Origin of the sequence: Providencia sp. PROV003, from assembly GCF_045040775.1 — a bacterium.
Classification (GTDB): domain Bacteria; phylum Pseudomonadota; class Gammaproteobacteria; order Enterobacterales; family Enterobacteriaceae; genus Providencia; species Providencia huashanensis.
Genome location: NZ_CP096369.1, coordinates 3,121,385 through 3,141,224 on the forward strand (window position 1 = coordinate 3,121,385; position 19,840 = coordinate 3,141,224).

23 protein-coding genes are annotated in these 19,840 nt (G+C 37.9%); 15 read left to right on the forward strand and 8 right to left on the reverse strand.

The features are described from left to right. Positions 1-7 precede the first annotated feature (7 nt). From M1F14_RS14265 to M1F14_RS14280, 4 genes are all read left to right on the forward strand, one after another. Positions 8-1,435: a Na+/H+ antiporter NhaC family protein gene (locus M1F14_RS14265; RefSeq protein ID WP_048607201.1), complete on the forward strand. Its 1,428-nt coding sequence runs from the start codon at positions 8-10 to the stop codon at positions 1,433-1,435. Between the two features lie 16 nt (positions 1,436-1,451). Further along, the gene (locus M1F14_RS14270; RefSeq protein WP_071548084.1) at positions 1,452-2,441 is read left to right on the forward strand and encodes a D-cysteine desulfhydrase; all 990 of its coding nucleotides are present in this window, start codon (positions 1,452-1,454) and stop codon (positions 2,439-2,441) included. A 141-nt stretch (positions 2,442-2,582) separates the two neighbouring features. After that, positions 2,583-3,104, forward strand: a complete 522-nt coding sequence (locus M1F14_RS14275; RefSeq protein WP_181469302.1) for a GNAT family N-acetyltransferase — start codon at positions 2,583-2,585, stop codon at positions 3,102-3,104. Between the two features lie 21 nt (positions 3,105-3,125). Next, positions 3,126-3,992, forward strand: a complete 867-nt coding sequence (locus tag M1F14_RS14280) for an SDR family oxidoreductase (protein ID WP_042843788.1) — start codon at positions 3,126-3,128, stop codon at positions 3,990-3,992. Positions 3,993-4,189: 197 nt separating this feature from the next. Here M1F14_RS14280 and yqfB read toward each other — a convergent pair whose 3' ends face one another. Continuing rightward, on the reverse strand, positions 4,190-4,513 hold the full coding sequence (yqfB, locus tag M1F14_RS14285) for a N(4)-acetylcytidine aminohydrolase (RefSeq protein ID WP_181469301.1): 324 nt from the start codon (positions 4,511-4,513) through the stop codon (positions 4,190-4,192). A 177-nt stretch (positions 4,514-4,690) separates the two neighbouring features. Here yqfB and M1F14_RS14290 point away from each other — a divergent pair, with 177 nt between their 5' ends. Continuing rightward, on the forward strand, positions 4,691-5,473 hold the full coding sequence (locus tag M1F14_RS14290; RefSeq protein ID WP_071548082.1) for a GNAT family N-acetyltransferase: 783 nt from the start codon (positions 4,691-4,693) through the stop codon (positions 5,471-5,473). A gap of 53 nt (positions 5,474-5,526) precedes the next feature. Here M1F14_RS14290 and M1F14_RS14295 read toward each other — a convergent pair whose 3' ends face one another. Beyond that, complete coding sequence (locus tag M1F14_RS14295) at positions 5,527-6,447, reverse strand: S9 family peptidase (RefSeq protein WP_181469300.1); 921 nt, start codon at positions 6,445-6,447, stop codon at positions 5,527-5,529. Between the two features lie 469 nt (positions 6,448-6,916). Between M1F14_RS14295 and M1F14_RS14300 the strand changes: the two genes are divergently transcribed. Beyond that, positions 6,917-8,077 carry an MFS transporter gene (locus M1F14_RS14300; RefSeq protein WP_181469299.1) on the forward strand — a complete coding sequence of 387 codons (1,161 nt, stop codon included), beginning with the start codon at positions 6,917-6,919 and terminating at the stop codon, positions 8,075-8,077. A gap of 54 nt (positions 8,078-8,131) precedes the next feature. Here the strand turns inward: M1F14_RS14300 and M1F14_RS14305 are convergent, their stop codons facing one another. Continuing rightward, positions 8,132-8,959: a PhzF family phenazine biosynthesis protein gene (locus M1F14_RS14305; protein WP_042843793.1), complete on the reverse strand. Its 828-nt coding sequence runs from the start codon at positions 8,957-8,959 to the stop codon at positions 8,132-8,134. A 152-nt stretch (positions 8,960-9,111) separates the two neighbouring features. Here M1F14_RS14305 and M1F14_RS14310 point away from each other — a divergent pair, with 152 nt between their 5' ends. Genes M1F14_RS14310 through M1F14_RS14325 form a run of 4 tightly spaced genes read left to right on the forward strand, consistent with a single transcriptional unit; the run spans position 9,112 to position 12,001 of the window. Further along, the gene (locus M1F14_RS14310; protein ID WP_042843794.1) at positions 9,112-10,212 is read left to right on the forward strand and encodes an FAD-binding oxidoreductase; all 1,101 of its coding nucleotides are present in this window, start codon (positions 9,112-9,114) and stop codon (positions 10,210-10,212) included. A 3-nt stretch (positions 10,213-10,215) separates the two neighbouring features. After that, the gene (locus tag M1F14_RS14315) at positions 10,216-10,989 is read left to right on the forward strand and encodes a GNAT family N-acetyltransferase (protein WP_042843795.1); all 774 of its coding nucleotides are present in this window, start codon (positions 10,216-10,218) and stop codon (positions 10,987-10,989) included. After that, positions 10,973-11,446 carry a GNAT family N-acetyltransferase gene (locus M1F14_RS14320; protein ID WP_048607191.1) on the forward strand — a complete coding sequence of 158 codons (474 nt, stop codon included), beginning with the start codon at positions 10,973-10,975 and terminating at the stop codon, positions 11,444-11,446. The genes M1F14_RS14315 and M1F14_RS14320 overlap by 17 nt, the downstream gene beginning before the upstream one ends. 12 nt (positions 11,447-11,458) lie before the next feature. Then, entirely contained in the window at positions 11,459-12,001 is a 543-nt protein-coding gene (locus tag M1F14_RS14325) for an AAA family ATPase (protein WP_042843796.1), read from the forward strand. Positions 12,002-12,081: 80 nt separating this feature from the next. Here the strand turns inward: M1F14_RS14325 and ddlA are convergent, their stop codons facing one another. Together ddlA and M1F14_RS14335 are read right to left on the reverse strand one after the other, a co-directional pair. Next, positions 12,082-13,185 carry a D-alanine--D-alanine ligase gene (gene ddlA / locus M1F14_RS14330; protein ID WP_042843797.1) on the reverse strand — a complete coding sequence of 368 codons (1,104 nt, stop codon included), beginning with the start codon at positions 13,183-13,185 and terminating at the stop codon, positions 12,082-12,084. A 138-nt stretch (positions 13,186-13,323) separates the two neighbouring features. After that, positions 13,324-14,202 (reverse strand): LysR substrate-binding domain-containing protein, encoded by an 879-nt coding sequence (locus M1F14_RS14335; RefSeq protein ID WP_042843798.1) that lies wholly within the window; start codon positions 14,200-14,202, stop codon positions 13,324-13,326. 148 nt (positions 14,203-14,350) lie between these two features. Between M1F14_RS14335 and M1F14_RS14340 the strand changes: the two genes are divergently transcribed. Beyond that, entirely contained in the window at positions 14,351-14,965 is a 615-nt protein-coding gene (locus tag M1F14_RS14340; RefSeq protein ID WP_181469298.1) for a LysE family translocator, read from the forward strand. 19 nt (positions 14,966-14,984) lie between these two features. Here the strand turns inward: M1F14_RS14340 and M1F14_RS14345 are convergent, their stop codons facing one another. Both M1F14_RS14345 and M1F14_RS14350 read right to left on the reverse strand, forming a co-directional pair. Beyond that, positions 14,985-15,449, reverse strand: a complete 465-nt coding sequence (locus M1F14_RS14345) for an NUDIX hydrolase (RefSeq protein WP_042843800.1) — start codon at positions 15,447-15,449, stop codon at positions 14,985-14,987. Positions 15,450-15,472: 23 nt separating this feature from the next. Continuing rightward, positions 15,473-15,859, reverse strand: a complete 387-nt coding sequence (locus tag M1F14_RS14350) for a cytidine deaminase (RefSeq protein ID WP_048607185.1) — start codon at positions 15,857-15,859, stop codon at positions 15,473-15,475. Positions 15,860-16,277: 418 nt separating this feature from the next. Here M1F14_RS14350 and M1F14_RS14355 point away from each other — a divergent pair, with 418 nt between their 5' ends. Beyond that, entirely contained in the window at positions 16,278-16,736 is a 459-nt protein-coding gene (locus M1F14_RS14355; protein ID WP_042843802.1) for a GNAT family N-acetyltransferase, read from the forward strand. Positions 16,737-16,795: 59 nt separating this feature from the next. On the opposite strand, the gene leuE is transcribed toward M1F14_RS14355, so the two are convergent. Beyond that, complete coding sequence (gene leuE, locus M1F14_RS14360; protein WP_048607183.1) at positions 16,796-17,437, reverse strand: leucine efflux protein LeuE; 642 nt, start codon at positions 17,435-17,437, stop codon at positions 16,796-16,798. 686 nt (positions 17,438-18,123) lie between these two features. Between leuE and M1F14_RS14365 the strand changes: the two genes are divergently transcribed. The 3 genes from M1F14_RS14365 (at position 18,124) to M1F14_RS14375 (ending at position 19,789) form a co-directional block, all read left to right on the forward strand. Continuing rightward, the gene (locus M1F14_RS14365) at positions 18,124-18,825 is read left to right on the forward strand and encodes an AzlC family ABC transporter permease (RefSeq protein ID WP_048607181.1); all 702 of its coding nucleotides are present in this window, start codon (positions 18,124-18,126) and stop codon (positions 18,823-18,825) included. Continuing rightward, positions 18,822-19,136 carry an AzlD domain-containing protein gene (locus M1F14_RS14370; protein ID WP_042843806.1) on the forward strand — a complete coding sequence of 105 codons (315 nt, stop codon included), beginning with the start codon at positions 18,822-18,824 and terminating at the stop codon, positions 19,134-19,136. The genes M1F14_RS14365 and M1F14_RS14370 overlap by 4 nt, the downstream gene beginning before the upstream one ends. A gap of 185 nt (positions 19,137-19,321) precedes the next feature. Beyond that, on the forward strand, positions 19,322-19,789 hold the full coding sequence (locus M1F14_RS14375) for a DUF1456 family protein (RefSeq protein ID WP_042843807.1): 468 nt from the start codon (positions 19,322-19,324) through the stop codon (positions 19,787-19,789). The last annotated feature ends 51 nt before the right edge of the window (positions 19,790-19,840 follow it).

Sequence of the window (19,840 nt, forward strand, 5' to 3'; positions counted from 1 at the left end):
TAAACACATGCAGGACTATGGTATTTGGACAATTATAACTCCCATTGTGACCATTATTCTGGCTATATTAACTCGCCAGGTAATGCTTTCATTAATGTTGGGGATTTTAGTCGGTTTTACAGTTATTCATGACCACAATCTACTTTTAGGTGTTCAAGGCACTGTCGATGGGATTATTCATACTTTTTCATCCGCAGGTAATACTCGCACCATTGTCTTTATGGTAATGATAGGCGGTATCATGCGCTTGGTAGTTGTCACTGGTGGTGTTCGTGCCCTAGTTCAATTACTCACCAATAAAACTAAATTAATTAAAAACCGTACAGCCACACAACTGTTAGCGATAATCATCACATCTCTTATCTTTATAGAAAGTTCAATAAACCAACTCGTCGCCGGAGCATCGACTAAAAATTTAGCAAGGCAATATGGCGTTGCTCCCGAAAAAATGTCCTACATCATTCAAACAGCCTGTGTTTCGGTGTGTTCATCAGCCATAATTAATGGCTGGGGTGCAGTCATTATGGGGTTAATCGGTGTGCAAATATCTCAAGGCCTAATTAGTGGCGAACCTTTTGATATTTTAATTACCTCTATTGGTTATAACTTGATGGCATGGTTATCCATTATCACAATCTTGTTCTATGTATTTACTAATATTTCATGGGGCCCCATGAAAAAAGCAGAAGATAAATATCAACAAGATTTTGCCTCAGGGAATATCTCTCAGCACCAAGGGCAAAATGACGAAGATGAAATTATTGATCACCCAAACGCACATTCTTCATTAAACTTTTTTATCCCCATTTTATCTACTGTGCTTATGGTACCTATTGCGCTTTATATCACAGGAGATGGAGACTTTAGTAAAGGGAGTGGTTCAACATCTGTATATTGGGGAGTTATGTTTGGAACAGCAGTGTCTTTCTGCTGGTTTATTGGCCGTCGCTTACTAACTATTGATGATTTCTTTAAAGAGCTCTTTATCGGCTATGCCAATATGCTGAAAATTAGTTCTATTATGATCTTAGCGTTCTTAATGGGGAATGTTTCCGCTGAATTAAATACTGGCGCCTATATTGCCGAAGTCACTCATGGCGTTATGGCGCCAGGTTTCTCTATTGGTTTTATCTTTATTATCAGTGCCATCATGTCGTTAGCGACAGGAACATCTTGGGGAACATTTGCCATTATGATCCCCATTGGGGTTCAATTAGGTTTATCCGTAGGAATGCCTGTTGAGTATATGATTGGCGCTGCAATTTCAGGCTCTATTTTTGGTGATATGACATCACCAATTTCTGCCGATGCAATTGTTGCTTCGATGGCAACAGACTGTGAACATATTGAGCATATCCGCACTCAAATGCCATATGCATTAGTCACTGCCAGCATTGTGCTCGCCATTTACCTTTACCTTGGTTTCTCTTATTAATTTATTGGGAGTTTAAATGTCTCTTCAACAACAATTAAGCCAATATGCAAAAATAGATTTACTCAACGCACCAACTCCGCTTAACCGGCTTAACAATTTATCGCGTAAATTTCATCGTGAAATTTATATTAAGCGAGATGATATGACCCCCTTAGCGATGGGAGGTAATAAATTACGTAAGCTTGAATATTTGATGGCAGATGCCCTTGCAAAAAAGGCTAAAGTCATCGTAACTGCAGGGGCGATACAATCGAATCATGTTAGGCAAACCGCGGCTGTTGCTGCAATGTACGGTCTTGAGTGTGTCGCATTATTAGAGAACCCAATTCAAAGTGATAACCCTAATTTTCTGCATAATGGGAATAAATTACTAACTGATCTATTTGGCGCCCGTTGCGTCATGTGTGATGAATTAACTGACCCACAGTCACAGATGGAAACGTTAATTGAAACATTAGCGCTTAAAGACACCTATATTGTTCCAGTAGGCGGTTCAAATGCATTAGGTGCATTAGGGTATATTCAATGTGCTATTGAAATCGCGCAACAAAAGCCAAAACATATTGAATTCGATAAAATTATCGTCGCTTCCGGTAGTGCGGGAACCCACGCTGGCCTCGCTATCGGGATACAAGAATTATTATCTCAAAGCCAGGTTATCGGTGTCACCGTTTCAAGAAAGCAACAAGACCAATCCCCTAAAGTAGAGAAGCTACAAAATGAGCTAGCGCAAATGTTTGCGCTTACTCAAACACCAGAAATCCAATTATGGGATGATTTTTTTGCGCCTATGTATGGAATGCCAAATTGCCAAGGGTTAGAGGCAATTAGACTGTTAGCTCAACAAGAAGGTATTTTGTTAGACCCCGTTTATACGGGTAAAGCAATGGCTGGGTTAATTCATTACTTAGAAACGTCAACCGAAAATACCCCCGTATTATTTATACATACTGGCGGTGCTCAAGCCTTATTTGCTTATTCAGATATTAGCCAAAAAATTAAATAACCTACTTTGTGCAAAAGGGCTTATCTGCCCTTTTATCTTGCTTGCATAATCCTTTATATCCAAAAATGCTCTTCCCCCTCACCTCTGTAGCTATCTCACTGCATATTGCTATAAACTGATGATATACAGGAGATAATATTTATGACTCAAGTTTCTATTACACTGAGAAAAGCCACTGAACAAGATGCATCAATACTTAGTGATATAGGTATCAACAGCTATTGCCACCATTTTGCTGCTTTATGGAATAATCAAGATGAGCTATTAGATTATTTAGACCAAGAATATAGCCCAGTTAAAATTATTAATGATATCAACCAACAAAATATTGAATGGTACCTAATAGAAAATAGTTCTCCAATCGGGTTAGTTAAGTTAACTCACCAATCTTCCATACCTGAATCCTCAATATCAGGAACATTACTCAACAAACTCTATTTCTCACCCGACGTCACAGGTAAAGGTTATGGAATGATCGTTTTCAGATTAATTGAAAATATTGCCAAACAATCTGGCAGCACAGCATTATGGTTAGATGTTTTGGCTAGCAACGCGAGAGCCATCAAACTTTATCAGTCAAATGGATTACACATCCTGAAGGAAGTGTTATTCAAAAGTAAAACTCAGCAAACACTTGAATATATTATGAGTAAAACACTTTAATTTATTTAATCAGGAATATTTATGAAAAATACTATCCTCATCACCGGTGCTACGGGTCAAGTCGGTAGTTATTTGACCCAGTCATTACATGAAAAAGGATACCAAGATGTCGTTTTAGCTATTAGGGTTCCAAACAAAATAACTAACACCAGCTATCGTACCGTTGTCATGGATTACGATAAGCCTGAAACCATTGAAAATGCTTTGCAGGGTATTGATTCTGTTTTCATGATGACTGGCTATACCATTGATATGCTTGTACAAAGTAAAATTTTTATTGATACGGCAAAAAAATCAGGGGTTAAATATATCGTTCATTTAGGTGCTTGTGGCGATGATAATGCGCAAGTTGCTCATTGGGCTTGGCATCAGTTAATCGAGCGTTATATTGAATGGTCTGGAATGCAATATACTCATCTTCGCCCTGAATCTTATATGCAAAATCTATTAGGATACCAAGGGGATAATAACTTACAAAAAGGGATATTACGTTCTTATTTTGGCCATGCTGTATTAAGTTGGGTTGATTGCGCAGATGTTGCCGAATTAGCTGCACATTGTTTACTTGCTCCTGAAAAACATACTGGTCATATTTATCGTCTTGGTTACGAAAATAAAAATTACACTCAGATTGCTGAACTCATTACAGAACAATTAGGTATAACTTTTCAGTATCAAGCAGAAAACCCAGATGAATTTTGGCAACATGCCCTAAATAACAATCTAGAGCTTGCCTATATGAAAAGTATCTATGACCATTATGTAGATTTTACAAATGGTAAGTTAGATCGCACAGGTATTGTTTTTGATAATTTCCAAACCATCACTGGTAAGCCCCCAACCTCATTAAAGCAGTTTATTTTAAAACACCAAAGATACTTTATATGAGCCTCACCCAGCTCACTATGTAATAGTGGGCTAACATTTATTAGTGAACATTTTACCTATAACGATGCCCTTCCTCCAGCTAACAGAGGCAGCAAAAATCACAAAAATTTCTTTTGCAAATGGCCTATGGTATTCGCTACAACCAAAAGAGGCTTTTGATTAAAATAGTAAGCAACTCTAACTCATAATTAATAACTCTATTTTATTAGCCTATAACTAATAACATACAAAGATTGCTCTGTTGGGTAAATTTCTCTAATCAGTTTTTTCAATGTATCTAATGTCATCGCTTCTTGCTGAGCATGGTATTCAGAAATATCATCGTAAGAGATAGGCTGTACCGAAAGAATTTCAATATCCGTATAGTATTTATTTGTTTCTAATGCATATACTTTAACAAAACTACCTGGCACATAATGGCTTTCGCTTTTATCACGAATAGTGATAACTTTTTCTCCTGATACGACTAATGGCAGTAAACGTTCAAAAAACGTGATGGTCTCTGGTGCTGCATTCTTCATATTATTCTCCTTATATTGTCAGTGAAATACCTTATCATAAAAACCAATTTTTAAATCCATCAGCAAATGCAATGGTTCCAATCGTGCTGTCAGAGGCTCAAGCACTATAGCGATTGAATTGTATTATATACAATGTAACCCAAAAGCAACTAGCCGTAATAAATCACAGGGTCTACAATGAATAACAAAGAAGGTTTATTTTACCAACAAGAAAATCATTTTTGGTCAGCAATTTGCTTAGAAACCGCTCATATTGACGACCATGTCATCGCTTATTTTTCTGAGCTTCCTCTGCCTGTTTTTAATTTTATTTATTTACATAAAGACGCAACTATTACAGGCTTTGAAAATGCACGACATTTATTTAAGCAACGCTCTAAACCTTATGTACTAGTCGTTCATGAACAAGCTCTTCATCAAGTCAAATCTGAAATTGCCAAATTAAGTTTAATTGCTGATGGTGAATCAACGGCCATGTTTCTTCCTCAAGCATCATTATCTCAATATTCTATAGCACTACCGCTTGCCGCAGATTACCGAATTGAAACCTGTAATGAACAATTAACTAATTGGGCACAACCTTTAATTACAGCTTTCCCAATTGAAGCTGAAGGAGAGGAAAACGATTCAACCGTCATTAACGAATACATTCGTTATCACCAAAGAGCTATGGATAAAAATACAAATATGATGCATTTCGTCTTATTTGATAAGCAACAACCCGTTTCTACTCTAACCTTAACTATAAATGAAAAAACTGCTCGTCTTGATGATATTGGAACTGATGTTCAATACCAAGGCAAAGGGCTAGCGACTCAATTAATTAAACATGCTCTTTTCTTCTGTCATCAGCAAGGTATAGAGCAATGTGTACTCGAAGCATCATCAGATGGGCTATCTATTTATAAGAAATTAGGTTTCGAACCTATATTCAATTACTACAGTTTTATTGCTGAGTAATCTAATAGTTACACTTTAGAAATTAAGGTGTAACTATTCATCATAGGAAAAGATTAGTTATTGATTGTTTGGTACCAACTCTGAATATCCCTAATAATTTCCTTGGTATGTAATTGCCCTTTATTATCTTGGAAAAAATGGTCTAACCCTTGATATTGCTTAAAGCTCACATTGGTATTATGGTTTTTTTGTATCATTTTTTCCGTAGCATAAGCATCAACGTTGGTGTCGGCCATAGTTTGGATAACTAAGTGCGGCGTTTTTATCGATTGAATTAATTTTAAATTATCAATGGTTAACATTTCATACCACCACATGGCTCCATGACCACTCACGAACTGGTCTTTTCTTAATTGCTTTTGTTTGACGGCTTCTGCAAACTGTTTAAAACCCTCAATGGAATTATCGACTTCGTCGGCAGGGATATTATTCTTAATACTGTATAAAACGTCATTAATAAAAAATTGCCCTCCAACGTTAATAGCGACGGAGGCAGTTATAAAATCTACTTTAGACGCAATCAAATTAGTGACTGTTGCCCCCTCGCTCCCTCCTAATAAAATAATATTCCGGTAATCATTTTTTAGCTGCTGTAACACCGAAATATAATTATCCGCCCTTTCTAAAGGGGAATCTTGGGACATATATTCAACGGGGCAATTTTCTTCCGAAACTGGGTTTCCATCAATACCAACTTGCCGAGTCAAGCCTGTTTTTTCAACTAATAAAATATCATTATTAGGGAATGCGATAGCAAAATTTTTTACCATATTAGGGTTGTTTGTCACGCTTATGCAATCAGACCCTTGCAATAATACTAACAAATCATTTGAGTTTAGTGCTTGTTGCTTAATAACGTAATAATCAACTTTTTTCCCCTCATGGAGTAAAGTTTGCTTTTGCCAGTTATCTCCCTGTGCAAATGCATTTAAGCTGTAAATAGAAAACAAGAAAGCAACAATTTTTAGCTTCATAATATGCCCAAATAAATTTTAGTCAGGTGATTATATTAAACCATCCTGTAAATTAGGTGCTAAAAATGCCTTAATAAAGATATGAATTTAGAAAAATGATAAATAACAATAAAAGTCTAGCCACTGATTAAGCAAGCTATCTTCTATCCAGAGTTCCCAAAATAGTTTTTCCCGCCTAATTATTGTTCATACTGACCTAACTAGTCTTATTGACTCATAATACCTGAGAATATTATTCAGTGATGACACTAACCACAAAAAAATTTATTTTTGCGTTAAATTCGCACTAGAACCTTATGATATTGTTTCATTAGTCCCTATGATTAAACCTACTGATGTACACTTAAAGGCAAGTACTTTGATGGCAAAAGAGCCATTATTGTCTTTGATTGCTCTATTCTCCACGAGCAAATTCTCGCTATTTTAAATAATGGTTAATTTTATTTATCTTATTGTAAAGTAATTAAAAATGCACTCTACCCAACAATTAAACGTTAATATTCACGCTGCGCCAGCCAAAAAAGAACAAGTTTCTACACGAATTATCTTTTTTATTGCAGGTTTTGTAACCGCTGCGTGGGCCGCTATAGTGCCTTATATTAAGATTAACACGGCAGCAAATGATGCCACCCTTGGTATGTTACTGCTCTGCTTTGGGGGTGGTGCTCTCGTTGCCATGCCAATGACTGGCGCTCTGGCTGCAAAATATGGTTGTCGGCGATTAATGGTTTTTTCAACAATTGCGTTTTGTTTACTCTTCCCTATTTTATCTTTCATATCGCAAATTAATTTGTTAATAATCGGCTTATTACTGTTTGGTATTTTTATCGGTTTAACAGATTGTGCCATGAATGTACAAGCCGTGATCGTCGAAAAATCATCCAATAAACCCATCATGTCAGGATTTCATGGGTTTTATAGTATTGGTGGTATTGCGGGGGCCGGTACGATGAGCCTAATATTACTCCTCGGCGCTTCAGCGGTGCTTGCATCAGTTATTATCTCTGTAATTGCATTCATTTTACTCATGGTTTGCTATAACGGTCTGCTCCCTTATGCCAATGCGCCGTCAGGGCCACTGATTGCGGTCCCTAAAGGGATTGTGCTCATCATCGGGATTGTTTGCTTTGCCGTTTTTCTTTCTGAAGGTGCAGTATTAGACTGGGGAGCCGTATTTCTTATTGAGCATCACGGTTTAAAAGAAACCCTAGGGGGACTTGGTTTTGCAGCCTTCGCAACCATGATGACTATTGGCCGGTTATTCGGCGACAAGATTGTTATGCGAGTAGGTTCTGCACGTGTGGTTTTTTTAGGGGCTTTGATTGCTTGCTCTGGTTTTGTTATTGCCGTTTTATCACCGTCTTTAACATTGGCGATCATCGGCTTTGCTTTAGTCGGTGCTGGTTCATCCAATATTGTTCCTGTCATGTTTTCCGCTGCTGGGAAACAAAAAACTATGCCTGAATCACTAGCTGTCCCGGCAATTTCAACCTTAGGTTATTTAGGTATTCTTGCAGGCCCTGCCGCAATCGGTTTTGTTGCCTTTCATCTATCATTAGCCACCTCATTACTGATGATCTCTGCATTACTTATTATTATCGCTTTCGTGACACGTTTTATTCGCGTGTAATCGATTTAACATCATAAGGTGATTGACCAAAGTCAGTCACCTTATGATGCATTCTTAATCCAGTTCTACTGTCCCGCTAATACAGTTAACAACATCACCGGCAACCCAGATCCCTTCATCATCAGCGGTTACATAAATTAACCCATTGCGCCCAATGCACTGACCTTGGCCAGCAGTATATTGTTGCGGTAATTTCCCCTGAGGGATTAACCACTGTGCAGCCACCGCATTAAAACTTCCCGTCACAGGGTCTTCTTCGGCTATGGAACAACAAAATGCCCTAACCTCTAATTGTTTATCATGACCTTCAGGGCAAATGGCACATAATCCAATGTCATATCCCTTTAATTGGGAATAGTCAGGTTCAATGTGCAATAGTTTTTCAACAGATTTAAGTTCAATACCAAGCCAACCAGGGCCATTATCGAGCCATTTGCAGCCAACGACATCATCATCTGTAAGCCCAAGTGCTTTAAAAATTTTATTTTTTTCTTGTTGTTCTATTTCACCACCACGAATTAGTGGTGGCGCCATAAATGCCAGCTTACCATTTATTCGTTTTATTGTTACTAAGCCCACTCCGCACTCTTGGACTATGGTGTCTAGCGGTCGACCATAAGTTTGCTGCCATACAAAACAACTGCCTAAAGTTGGGTGCCCAGCAAAAGGGAGTTCACCTTCCGTGGTATAAATCCTCACACGGTAATCCGCTTTAGGTGTTGTTGGTTTTAATAAAAAGACGGTTTCACTTAAGTTAGTCCATTTTGCAAATTTATTCATTTGCTCTTCTGTTAAATCGTCAGCCCCTACAACAACAGCCAAAGCATTGCCATCCATTTTTTTAGATGAAAAAACCGTTACTTGCTCAAAAATGTACTTCATTTACTTTCCCTATTTTACTTCTATGCTGCATCAATGTTCGAATAATAATGCGCCATTAATGAATTAATCGGATATAATTAAAATAATAGCTTATTAATTGTTGCCTTAACTTTATAGTAGTTTTCATTATATGGCGACTGTCTGGGTAATTTATGCATTCTGAACATAAAAAAACTATTGTTATCGTTGGTGCAGGCATTGTCGGAGTGACACTCGCATGGTATTTATCAAAAGAGAGTGATAGCAAGATTATTTTGCTAGATAAAGGCCATGTTGCTCAAGGGGTAACACAGCACTCTTTCGCATGGTTGAATGTTTCATATGGGCGACCAGATGGTTATAGCCAGCTTCGTCAGCAAGCTTTAGCGAGTTGGCATCAGTTGGAAAAATTAACCCATGGTGAGATAAAAATTAATTGGTCTGGTGCTATCAGTTGGCACAAGACTGATAAAGAAACCCAAGAATTCATCAATAGCCACCAATCTCAAGGTTTTAACATCCAAGCGTTAAACCGTATTGAGTTGCAAGCGATGGAACCTAACTTAAAAATCTCACCTGCTATTACTGCTTTTTGCCCTGATGAAGGTAGCATTGACCCTGTCAATACCACACAAACCTTGTTAAAACTTGCTATTAAACAAGGTGTAACATACTTACCTGAGCACGAAGTATTATCCTTAAATGTTAGTGATAAACGTATTTTAGGAGTCAAGACTAGCGAGGGTAATTTCATCGCAGATCAAACCGTCGTCACTGCGGGAGTTGGAGCAACTGGTATCATTAATTCATTAGGAATAACGCTGCCAGTTTCAGCATCTCCTTCAATTATTGTCCATTTTACGAAACAAGATACCGTCAAAATGGTTCAACATATCATTTCAACACCCGCAATGGAGCTTCGCCCAGAGACTTCTGGTAAAATTGTTTGCGCTGAAGATTATATTGATGAGCAGCCTATACATAGTGCAGTCAATATCGCACAAAATGCCCTTACAACAATCAAGAATTCATTTATAGGTAGTAATACACTAACTCTTGATAAAACTTTCATAGGAATGAGACCTATGCCTAAAGATCAGATGCCAATTGTTGGAAATGTTGCTGATTTTGAAGGTTTATATATTATCAGTATGCACGCAGCAATTACATTAGCGCCTTTGATATGCCAGCTAGCTCAAAGTGAAATATTACATGGTGTAAAACACGCTGCTTTAGGCCCATATCGATTAACTCGTTTTGCATCAGGTAACTGACAAATGAATATTCCGCTTTATTACTTAAGACACTACCAATCGATCGAAAAAACGTTTTGGACTTCAATTTGTGAACATAGCATTCAAATAGCACAGCATACCATTTGCTACTTGACGCCCTTAAACTCCCCTGCGTTTAATTTCATTTATCTGCAACCTGATTCCACCAGCCATGCATTTATGCAGGCACATAACTTATTTATATCACAAAGAAAAAACCACACATTAGTTATCCCTGAAGAAATGTTGCCACAAATTGTGCAACAGGCTGAATCATTAAACTACAAACGTGACAGTGTCACAACCGCTATGGCGTTGACCCTTGCAAAACAGAATGAGGTCACTCTGCCCAATAACCAAGTTGATATCGTACTGGCTAATCATGACTTATCGCTCTGGGCCGCTCCTCTCGTGGCTGCATTTTATTTATCTGAAGAACACGATGAAGTCATTAAAGAGTATGTTCGTTACCATGAAGATGCATTACAGCAAGGTGCGCCACAATTTCACCTCGTATTGCTCGTCAATGGTGAGCCAGCGACTTCAATGACAGTGACCATAGAAGGTACCCTTGCTCGTTTCGATGATATCGGTACTGAGCCGAAGCACCAAGGCCATGGGTATGCTTCACAACTTATTGATTACGCCTTAGCATTTTGCCGCCAGCAAGGTGTCGAACATTGTTTCCTTGATGCCTCAGAAGCAGGGTTTGACCTGTATAAAAAATTCGGTTTTGAGCCCTTGTTCCGCTATATTAACTATGTCTGGTGTAAATAGTTCACGTCATTGGCGTTATTTGCACGACCTCCCTGAGCTGGAACCATTGCTTGTACAGTGGTTCCTTCAAGAGTGGCCCTCCCATTATGGTCCTCTAGGTAAAGGTGATGTTTGGCAAGATATTGCTTCCTATCGCCATCGTGAAGGGGTCGGTATGGGGATCATCGCCTTTGAACATGATATACCTTGTGGTTTTATTGCATTGAAAAGTGATACTTTTTTTTCTGATAACACCGCATTTCCATGGGTTGGTGCTGCATTTGTTATCCCCAGAAAACGAAATCAGGGTATCGGGAAGTTTTTGTTTGAACAACTTGAATGGGTTATTGATAAACAGCAATACCCTCATATTTTTTGTGCAACCACAGTGGCTGATAACTTACTTATTCGCTGTGGATGGCAATTAAATTTATCATTAAGTCAGCCTTCTCTACGTATTTACCACAAATATATCTGACATTTACATTGCATGAAAATTAATATCATTGGTACCAGTGGCAGCGGTAAAACGACTCTTTGCCAACAACTTGCATCGCTATTAAACGTGCCTTCAATCGAATTGGATAGCCTATATTGGCTGGAAAATTGGCAAGGTTCTTCGGATGAAGCGCTTAACCAGAAACTAAGCGCAGCCTTGAATGAATCCGTATCAGGCTGGGTGCTCGATGGAAACTATACACGGACTCAACCCATTAAATGGAAAGAGGTTGATATGGTGGTTTGGCTGGATTATTCATTACCTCGAACCCTTTATCAGTCTATTATACGCACGTTATCACGTATTCGTTCAGGGCAAGAACTGTGGGAAAATACAGGTAATAAAGAAAGCTGGAAGAACGCCTTTTTCAGCCGTGATTCGATTATTTTATGGCAGCTAAAAACATACTACCCAAATAAAAGAAGAAACCTAAAACATATGGCTAATATCAATTTGCGCCATATTCAGTTTGTTCGGCTGACTTCGCCAAAGGAGACCCGCCTATTTTTTGAACATATAAAGTCGCAAATTTAGGAGAGATTAATAGGTTAACGCTGGTAGTCTGGGATCACCTCAGTAGCCATAAAGACTACCGAGGTAGTATAAATCAACGATTAAATTTCATCACATGCTGTTTTCAGCATCGCCGTTTGTTGGAACTTTTCAATGCCTAACTCAATCAAACGACTAATTAATTGCTGATATGTCATACCGCCTTGTTGCCATAGCTTAGGATACATACTGATATTCGTAAAACCTGGCAACGTATTGATTTCATTAATAACTACATCATTATTTTCTGTTAAGAAAACATCAACACGCGACATACCGCTACAATTTAATGCCCTGTATGCCGATAACGCAATCTCACGAATTTTATCACTAACGGCTTCATCTAGCTGAGCTGGAGCAACCACAGAAGCACCATTTTCATCAATATACTTAGTGTGATACGCATAGAAGCTATCATGTAAAACAATCTCACCGCATGGGCTTGCTAGTGGGTTTTCATTGCCTAACACTGCACATTCAATTTCGCGGCCTTTTACTGCGCTTTCAATTAACACTTTAGTATCGAATAAAAATGCAAAATCGAGGGCTTGGTTAAATTCAGCTAGATTACTGACTTTATTAATACCCACTGAAGAGCCTTGATTAGCGGGTTTAATAAACAGAGGTAGGCTTAACTGAGCCACTATTTCATCATAGTTAACTGTGGTGCGCTCACTGTTTAAAACGGTAACAAAGGGTGCAATTTTTAAACCCGCATCTCTTAGTAACCTTTTCGTTACGTCTTTATCCATACAAGCCGAAGAACCTAATACTCCAGGCCCAACAAAGGGTAAATTAGCCATACGTAAAAGGCCTTGTAAGGACCCATCCTCACCTAAATTACCATGGACAATTGGAAATATAACATCGATTTGAGGGAGCGGCTTTGCGTCTTCTAAAGAAATAAATTGTTCGGATGTCTTGCCTGGAACAATCGCAATACTACGCTTTGGTGTATTTAATGTAATACGAGATGGGTCATCACCATGCAATAAGAAATCGGCTTCGTTATATTCATGCCATTGCCCTTCTTTATTAATACCTAAAAGGCATACATCAAACCTATTGCGATCTAGCCCATTGATAATATTTTTAGCGGACTGTAAAGAAACTTCATGCTCCGTTGACTTACCACCGAAAATAACACCTACCCGTATTTTGCTCATTATCTGCTCCAACATAAGACATAAAACCCAGCAGAGAAATATAGCACGCACGGAAATAGTTATGTCATAAAATCTTTATATGACAGGGGGGTTCGGTGAATTAATAACCAAAATATCCTTTTTTGATAGTTAACTATATTAATTTATGATTATTTTAATACTTGTATTCACTTGATCGATTAACCACTGGGTAAAAATATCTGCTGCACTCTTAGGCTTGATGGGTTTTACCGACAATAAATAATACGCTGAGCCATCTTGCATAAACCCATCTGGAGCACAAAGTTGCTTCGATTTAACTTCATCAGCGACCATCAAAAATGATGCCAATGCGACACCTTGCCCTGCTAATGCGGCTTGAATACATAGATAAAAATGTTCATAAGTGATTACCTTATTCCCTTGAAAAGATACCCCTTTCATTTTCTGCCAAGTTTGCCATGCATTTGGCCGCGACGCTGTTGATAACAATGTCGCGTCGCCAATTCCCCCTGCAAAATCTATTTCGGGCCTAATAACCACCCCCATATGTTCAGAGCACACTTTTACCGCACTAATGTGCATATCCCATGTGAAATCATTTCGTCTAAGCGCTAAATCAACATTGGTTTTAGTAAAATCAATAGGCCCTCCAGCGGCAACCAAGTGCACCGTAATATCTGGATAATGTTGATAGAAATCAGTCAACCGAGGAATTAACCACTTCATCGCAATCGTCGGCTCACAAGATAAACTTACCACATTAGAGGTGTTATTTGCGGTGATTTTTTCGACACTTTCTCGCAATTGCTCAAATATAGAAGTGGTTGTTTGTAGTAATAATGCCCCTTCTGCAGTTAAAAAAACAGCTCGGTTTCTGCGCTCAAATAGCTCGACATTAAGGTGTTCTTCCAATAAACGAATTTGCCGGCTAATTGCGCTGTGAGTGACATTTAACTCTTCGGCAGCTTTAACAAAGCTGCCTGCTTTAGCTGCTGCGTCAAAAAAACGTAATGAAGTTAAAGGTGGTAGTTTCATATAGGTAATAAAAACTGACAGATTTATGTCAGGATAAATCGCTTTTTAGTTTTAATCAATCTATTGATAATAAAAAATAATAAGCCAGCTTAGAAAGATAAAACAAAGACTTTTCAGTAAGTTTTTATTACTCATTTAGGGAATTAATATGAATGAAATTATTGCTGTTGCCACTATTACGATTTTGGCCGTTATTAGTCCAGGTCCCGATTTTGCTATGGTGACGCGCAGTAGCTATACCTATGGGGCTAAGACAGGGTTAATTTGTGCGTTAGGTATTGCTATCGGTGTACAAGTACATGTTTTTTACACTATTTTCGGCATTACAGTGATCATTATGAGCTCACCCACTTTATTTTTAGTGGTGAAACTTCTTGGTGTTTTTTATTTGGTTTATATAGGTTTTAAGTCATTTATAAATAAAATAAAGATAACAACAGGTGCTTCCCAAGGTCAGTCGCTATCACATTTTGTCGCGTTTAAAACGGGCTTTTTAACTAATGCGTTAAACCCCAAAACAATGTTTTTTGTTGTTTCTGTCTATAGCCAAGTCATCCAAGTGAATAACTCTGTTTGGTTAAACCTAGGCTACGGGTTATTTATCTCTTTTGCCCATTTAGTCTGGTTTAGTTTAATCGCCCTATTTTTTGCAACCCCAACTGTACGTAATAAAGTACTTAACTACCAACTTGTGATGGATAAGGTTATTGGTCTTTTACTTATCGTGTTAGGGTTATCTTTGTTGTTTTTCAACGTGAGCTAATTTTGCGTTGGCTTGCCAGTCACTGTTGATAATATTCATTGACCATTTTCGCCAACTCAATCACATCCTCAGGAATATTGAGTTTGGCGAGTTGCTCATATGCAACCCATTTGAATGGCGCAATGGGAGGCTGTGCTGGCGACAATAATTCGCACAAATACACCATATCAATATGCCAATGATCCCCTTGCGTTTTATCAGCAATAAATTCTTTTAAAATCGCGAGAGGTAAAGGCAATACTTGTGTCGGAGGAACCCCCTTTACCTTTGATTTAAAAGGATAACTACAATCAATAACCTTGCATTCCAACCCCGTTTCTTCAAGAACCTCTCGAAAAACAGCCTGCTGTGGTTCTTCATTCGCTTCAATATGGCCACCGGGGGGTAACCAAAACCCTAATTTACGATGTTCATGTAATAAAAACTCACCTTTATCATTACGGATCATCGCAGTAGCTGTATAGTGCTTCACTTCATTATTCATTTTGTAACCATTCTTTTATTAGATTAACAACGCGCTACCTTCCAGTCATAAGGCATTAACTGTGCTAATGTCACTTGCACATCATCACTCACACCCACAATCGTTTCTTTATTTTTATCCGACAGTTGAGTAAGAAGCTCACGGCATCGTCCACAAGGAGGTACGATACAACCTGATGAGTCAACAGCAACAATAGCTTTAATTACTGACTTACCTTCCTTTAACATATCAGCGACAGCAGCGTGCTCAGCGCAAAAACCCAATGAGCATGCTGAATCAATGCTCACACCACTATAAATTTCACCATCTTCTGTTTCTAATGCAGCTGCTACATGCCCGCTTTCTATATACCCATTAAAGGTTGCGGGCTTTGCATAATTTTTAGCAATTTCTATTAGATGTTTTAGCATAAATAACCCCAGATTTATCTTTTAATTCAACACTATTAAAAACTAATCGAATAAAAACCATCAAGTTTTTCGTGCGTTATTGTAAGCCTAGTCACAACAATATCACTTGCTGTTGTAGGTTAATGATTATTACAACATAGGACGTTATTATCTGTGCTGTTGCGAAAAAATAACCTATAACAGATTTTCGCACTATTGGAGCGACCCAGACTTAATATTTACCCTACATTTGTTACTTCACCAATTAGATGATGGACACGCTATATTGTTGCGAAACCCTAGGTACATACTGGGAATTGCCACATAAAAACGTATAACCATAACAAAAATAAAGTGATAAGTTATATTTATAGGCAAATATTCAGTCTACTAGACGCCCTTTCACCATTACTTATATTATCTGCTCAATAGGGATGCTATGCACTTTATCGTCGTTACACCTCAGGACACACAACTTATTGAACAAATTAGCAGTGCCTTACATCATGAATGGCGGCATTTACCCCCGTGGGAAAATATTTCTGCCATTCGTATGCGGCTAATAGAACGCTGTAGTCATGACAACCCGCAAATACTATCTTGTTATGCGGATAAAAATGGCAATCTCCTTGCTACTGCAAGTACTATTTTGCATGAATTAACGGGTGTCCACCAAGCTACTTGGTGGCTAGGCGAAGTGCTCACAGTCCCTGAAGCCCGCGGACATAAAATGGGCAGTAAACTTATTGAAGAATTATATAACTACTATCACAACCTGATAGGCCAAAGCCTTTACTTATACACTCCGGATATGCAGCAACTCTATCGTCGAATGGGCTGGAAAGATGTCGAGGAACGGATAGTGAACCATGAGCAGGTTACAGTGATGAAACGTTAGTCTCCATAAAAATAGCCGATATACCATCGGCTATTAGTAGGTAGTAGGATAATTTATCCCTATGCGGTTAAAGCCAGTTTCACACCAAACATTAGAAACACGGCACCAATACAGCTATTGGAAAATTTGGATAATTTTTTATTGTGTTTCACCATATTAGTCACTGCAACTGCACCAAAAATTAGTAATGATAAATAAATCATACTGCAAGTTTCTAAAATGAGGCCCAGAATGAAAAATGGCACTCCAGCGCTTGGGTAAGCAGGGTCTATAAATTGGATAAAGAACGACACATAAAAAATGATCATTTTGGGGTTAAGTAAACTTAAAAAGACGGCTTTTTTAAATGTCCCTTTAGTGGCAAGGACAATAGAATCAACATCACCCGCCGTGTCTTTTTTATGTAGAACGCTATAGAGTGTTTTAATCCCTAAATAAAATAAATAAGCTGCCCCTGCATATTTTATGACGCTAAAGAATATAGGGGAGGTTTTCACCAATGAAGCGACACCCAAAAATGATAAAAATATGAGTACAGCATCACCAGTAAAAACACCTAACGCTGCTTTATAACCATTTTTTACGCCATATTTTGCACTGCTCGTTAAAACAAATAAAGAATTAGGGCCGGGTACCAGAGTAATAAATATTACACCAATAAGATAAGTCCATAAGTTTGTAATACCGAGATTTTCAAGCATAGTAAACCTGCTAACTCTATAAAAGTTATAACAAAAAATTCACATTCTTTCTTAATGGTTACTATGATACAGATCTTCTGTTTTATATGAAATATATCACTAATTAATAATTTCAATATGGATTTATTATCTACATATAAACAAAAAACCAGCTTAACCAATAAGTCTTTGGCATCTATAACAGAACATAAAACCAGATCGGTCACCCTATTCAGTGGCGTGCTGAAAATAAATTACCAGCGTGTTTTTATGCTTACATTTCTTAATTAATTGGAGTTTTAAACTTTTTGTGGCCATCTATTAGCAGTAGTGATTAAGTTTGTATTTCAAGATATAACATAACAGCCTGTATTACATAAAAGTAGCTATGGCACTAACATCTATTTATTAAACACCCTATATAAATTAGTATTCCAAATGCCATCTTTCTGCTTATTAGTTGTTATTAAAATAATGCTATCAATAAGTCGCTTAATAAAAATAGCTCATAAACGACTCACTTTTGGGAATGCTATGGAAAGTACCCATTACTTTCATTTACAAGGCCTTGGTGGGCTTGAAATGATCAATGGCACGTAATCAGGTGGATATAAAAGAGCAATCTTGTTTTATCCCATTGAGTTATAAGTCTTTAATATAAATTATATTGCTATAATTATTTTTACTCATAATAGGTATATATCTACATGTATTCTCAACAACATCACTCATGGCAAAAAGCAATGATGAACGGCGCTGTTCACACTGCCCCTCTCAACCTTGCCGTTATTCCATGGGGAGTCCTCGCTGGCTCTATGGCTGTCGAAACAGGGCTTGATTTTTGGCAAAGTCTTGCCATGTCAGCCATGGTATTTGCTGGTGCTGCTCAATTAGTTACACTTGGGTTACTTAATTCTGGTGCTGGTTATATCACGATTATTATCTCGGTTTTCTTTATTACTTCTCAACACTTACTATATGGGTTGACACTGCGACCCCAAGTTAAAGACTTTACAACGCCTCAGCGCCTTAGTATCGGCTTCTTACTGACAGATGAGTTATTTGCGATTAGTGCAGCAAAACGCCAGAGTTTAAGTTTTCCTTATCTCTTTGGTGCAGGTTTTAGTTTTTATCTGGTTTGGTTAATTACCAGTCTTTGCGGGATTGCGATGGCCAATATTGTGGGCGATTTAAGTCGATTACATCTTGATTTTTCTGTGGTTGCAACTTTGCTCGCAATCGTCGTTCCATTAACAAGAAAAATAAGTACACTTTGCGGAGTTATCTTTTCACTCGTTGTCGCTATCATACTTTCAATGTACTCCTTCAGTAGTGCTATTGTTATCGCAGGCGTTGGTGGGATGTTTGTCTCTGTCGCAGTTTCACGTTTATTGAAGGAGGAAAAATGATCTGGTTGTTAATTATTAGCTTAACCGCTATTGTTTTTACTCTGCGCTATATTTTTCTAATCCCCCAATTACCAATACGGTTACCCCTTGTCGTTCGTCAAGCTTTGAGCTATTCGGCTCCCTGCTTATTGACCGCTATTTGCGCACCTGTAATTTTGCTAGAAAACCATGAGATTCGCAGCTTCCCAGACAACCCTTACCTTTGGGGTGCTCTCTTTTGTGTGGTCGTAGCTTCAGTGCTTAAAAATATGCTATTAACCGTTGGGCTTACCTTAGTCTTTTTCTATTCCCTTATTTATTTTATGGGCTAGATAACACTACATGGGGTAAAGCATCGTTCAGTGCTTTGCTTTATCCTGTTATTCCCTCATAATAGCCACCTCGTCATCGCAAGTTTCTTTTCAAACAATATCTTGTCAGCGTTGTCACGGTAACCATTAATGCAAACAATATGATTGCGTTAATTAATTTTATAAATAATGGATAAAATACAACCATGCTTAATAATTATGTTTTACGTAGTATTCGCTATATGTTGGACTTGAGCGATGCTCAGATGGTTAATATCGTAAAACTAGCAGACCTCACAATTTCAAAAGAAGACATGGTGAGTTGGTTAAAGAAAGATACAGACCCTGAATACATTGAATGTAATGATAATGTAATGGGGCATTTTTTGAATGGGCTGATTTATTATCGCCGTGGTAAAGATGAAAGTCGTCCTGCACCTGAAATCGATACTCGTTTAAACAACAATATTATTCTCAAAAAATTACGTGTCGCTTTTGAACTAAAAGACACTGATATGATTGAAATTTACCAACTCGCTGACTTTCGTGTTTCAAAACCCGAACTAAATGCCATTTTTCGTAAACCCGGGCATAAAAACTACCGTGAATGTGGAGACCAGCTACTTCGTTACTTTCTAAAAGGCCTCACAACGCGTTTTCGAGGCGATAAATAGCCTTTACCAATGGCTATTTTTTAATCTTTCATTTTACACCTTACTGACAAT

Bases quoted from the DNA above. Each gene is read 5' to 3' on its own strand.
- M1F14_RS14265 (WP_048607201.1), top strand. From the start codon at position 8: ATGCAGGACTATGGTATTTGGACAATTATAACTCCCATTGTGACCATT.
- M1F14_RS14270 (WP_071548084.1), top strand. From the start codon at position 1,452: ATGTCTCTTCAACAACAATTAAGCCAATATGCAAAAATAGATTTACTC.
- M1F14_RS14275 (WP_181469302.1), top strand. From the start codon at position 2,583: ATGACTCAAGTTTCTATTACACTGAGAAAAGCCACTGAACAAGATGCA.
- M1F14_RS14280 (WP_042843788.1), top strand. From the start codon at position 3,126: ATGAAAAATACTATCCTCATCACCGGTGCTACGGGTCAAGTCGGTAGT.
- yqfB (WP_181469301.1), bottom strand. From the start codon at position 4,513: ATGAAGAATGCAGCACCAGAGACCATCACGTTTTTTGAACGTTTACTG.
- M1F14_RS14290 (WP_071548082.1), top strand. From the start codon at position 4,691: ATGAATAACAAAGAAGGTTTATTTTACCAACAAGAAAATCATTTTTGG.
- M1F14_RS14295 (WP_181469300.1), bottom strand. From the start codon at position 6,447: ATGAAGCTAAAAATTGTTGCTTTCTTGTTTTCTATTTACAGCTTAAAT.
- M1F14_RS14300 (WP_181469299.1), top strand. From the start codon at position 6,917: ATGCACTCTACCCAACAATTAAACGTTAATATTCACGCTGCGCCAGCC.
- M1F14_RS14305 (WP_042843793.1), bottom strand. From the start codon at position 8,959: ATGAAGTACATTTTTGAGCAAGTAACGGTTTTTTCATCTAAAAAAATG.
- M1F14_RS14310 (WP_042843794.1), top strand. From the start codon at position 9,112: ATGCATTCTGAACATAAAAAAACTATTGTTATCGTTGGTGCAGGCATT.
- M1F14_RS14315 (WP_042843795.1), top strand. From the start codon at position 10,216: ATGAATATTCCGCTTTATTACTTAAGACACTACCAATCGATCGAAAAA.
- M1F14_RS14320 (WP_048607191.1), top strand. From the start codon at position 10,973: ATGTCTGGTGTAAATAGTTCACGTCATTGGCGTTATTTGCACGACCTC.
- M1F14_RS14325 (WP_042843796.1), top strand. From the start codon at position 11,459: ATGAAAATTAATATCATTGGTACCAGTGGCAGCGGTAAAACGACTCTT.
- ddlA (WP_042843797.1), bottom strand. From the start codon at position 13,185: ATGAGCAAAATACGGGTAGGTGTTATTTTCGGTGGTAAGTCAACGGAG.
- M1F14_RS14335 (WP_042843798.1), bottom strand. From the start codon at position 14,202: ATGAAACTACCACCTTTAACTTCATTACGTTTTTTTGACGCAGCAGCT.
- M1F14_RS14340 (WP_181469298.1), top strand. From the start codon at position 14,351: ATGAATGAAATTATTGCTGTTGCCACTATTACGATTTTGGCCGTTATT.
- M1F14_RS14345 (WP_042843800.1), bottom strand. From the start codon at position 15,449: ATGAATAATGAAGTGAAGCACTATACAGCTACTGCGATGATCCGTAAT.
- M1F14_RS14350 (WP_048607185.1), bottom strand. From the start codon at position 15,859: ATGCTAAAACATCTAATAGAAATTGCTAAAAATTATGCAAAGCCCGCA.
- M1F14_RS14355 (WP_042843802.1), top strand. From the start codon at position 16,278: ATGCACTTTATCGTCGTTACACCTCAGGACACACAACTTATTGAACAA.
- leuE (WP_048607183.1), bottom strand. From the start codon at position 17,437: ATGCTTGAAAATCTCGGTATTACAAACTTATGGACTTATCTTATTGGT.
- M1F14_RS14365 (WP_048607181.1), top strand. From the start codon at position 18,124: ATGTATTCTCAACAACATCACTCATGGCAAAAAGCAATGATGAACGGC.
- M1F14_RS14370 (WP_042843806.1), top strand. From the start codon at position 18,822: ATGATCTGGTTGTTAATTATTAGCTTAACCGCTATTGTTTTTACTCTG.
- M1F14_RS14375 (WP_042843807.1), top strand. From the start codon at position 19,322: ATGCTTAATAATTATGTTTTACGTAGTATTCGCTATATGTTGGACTTG.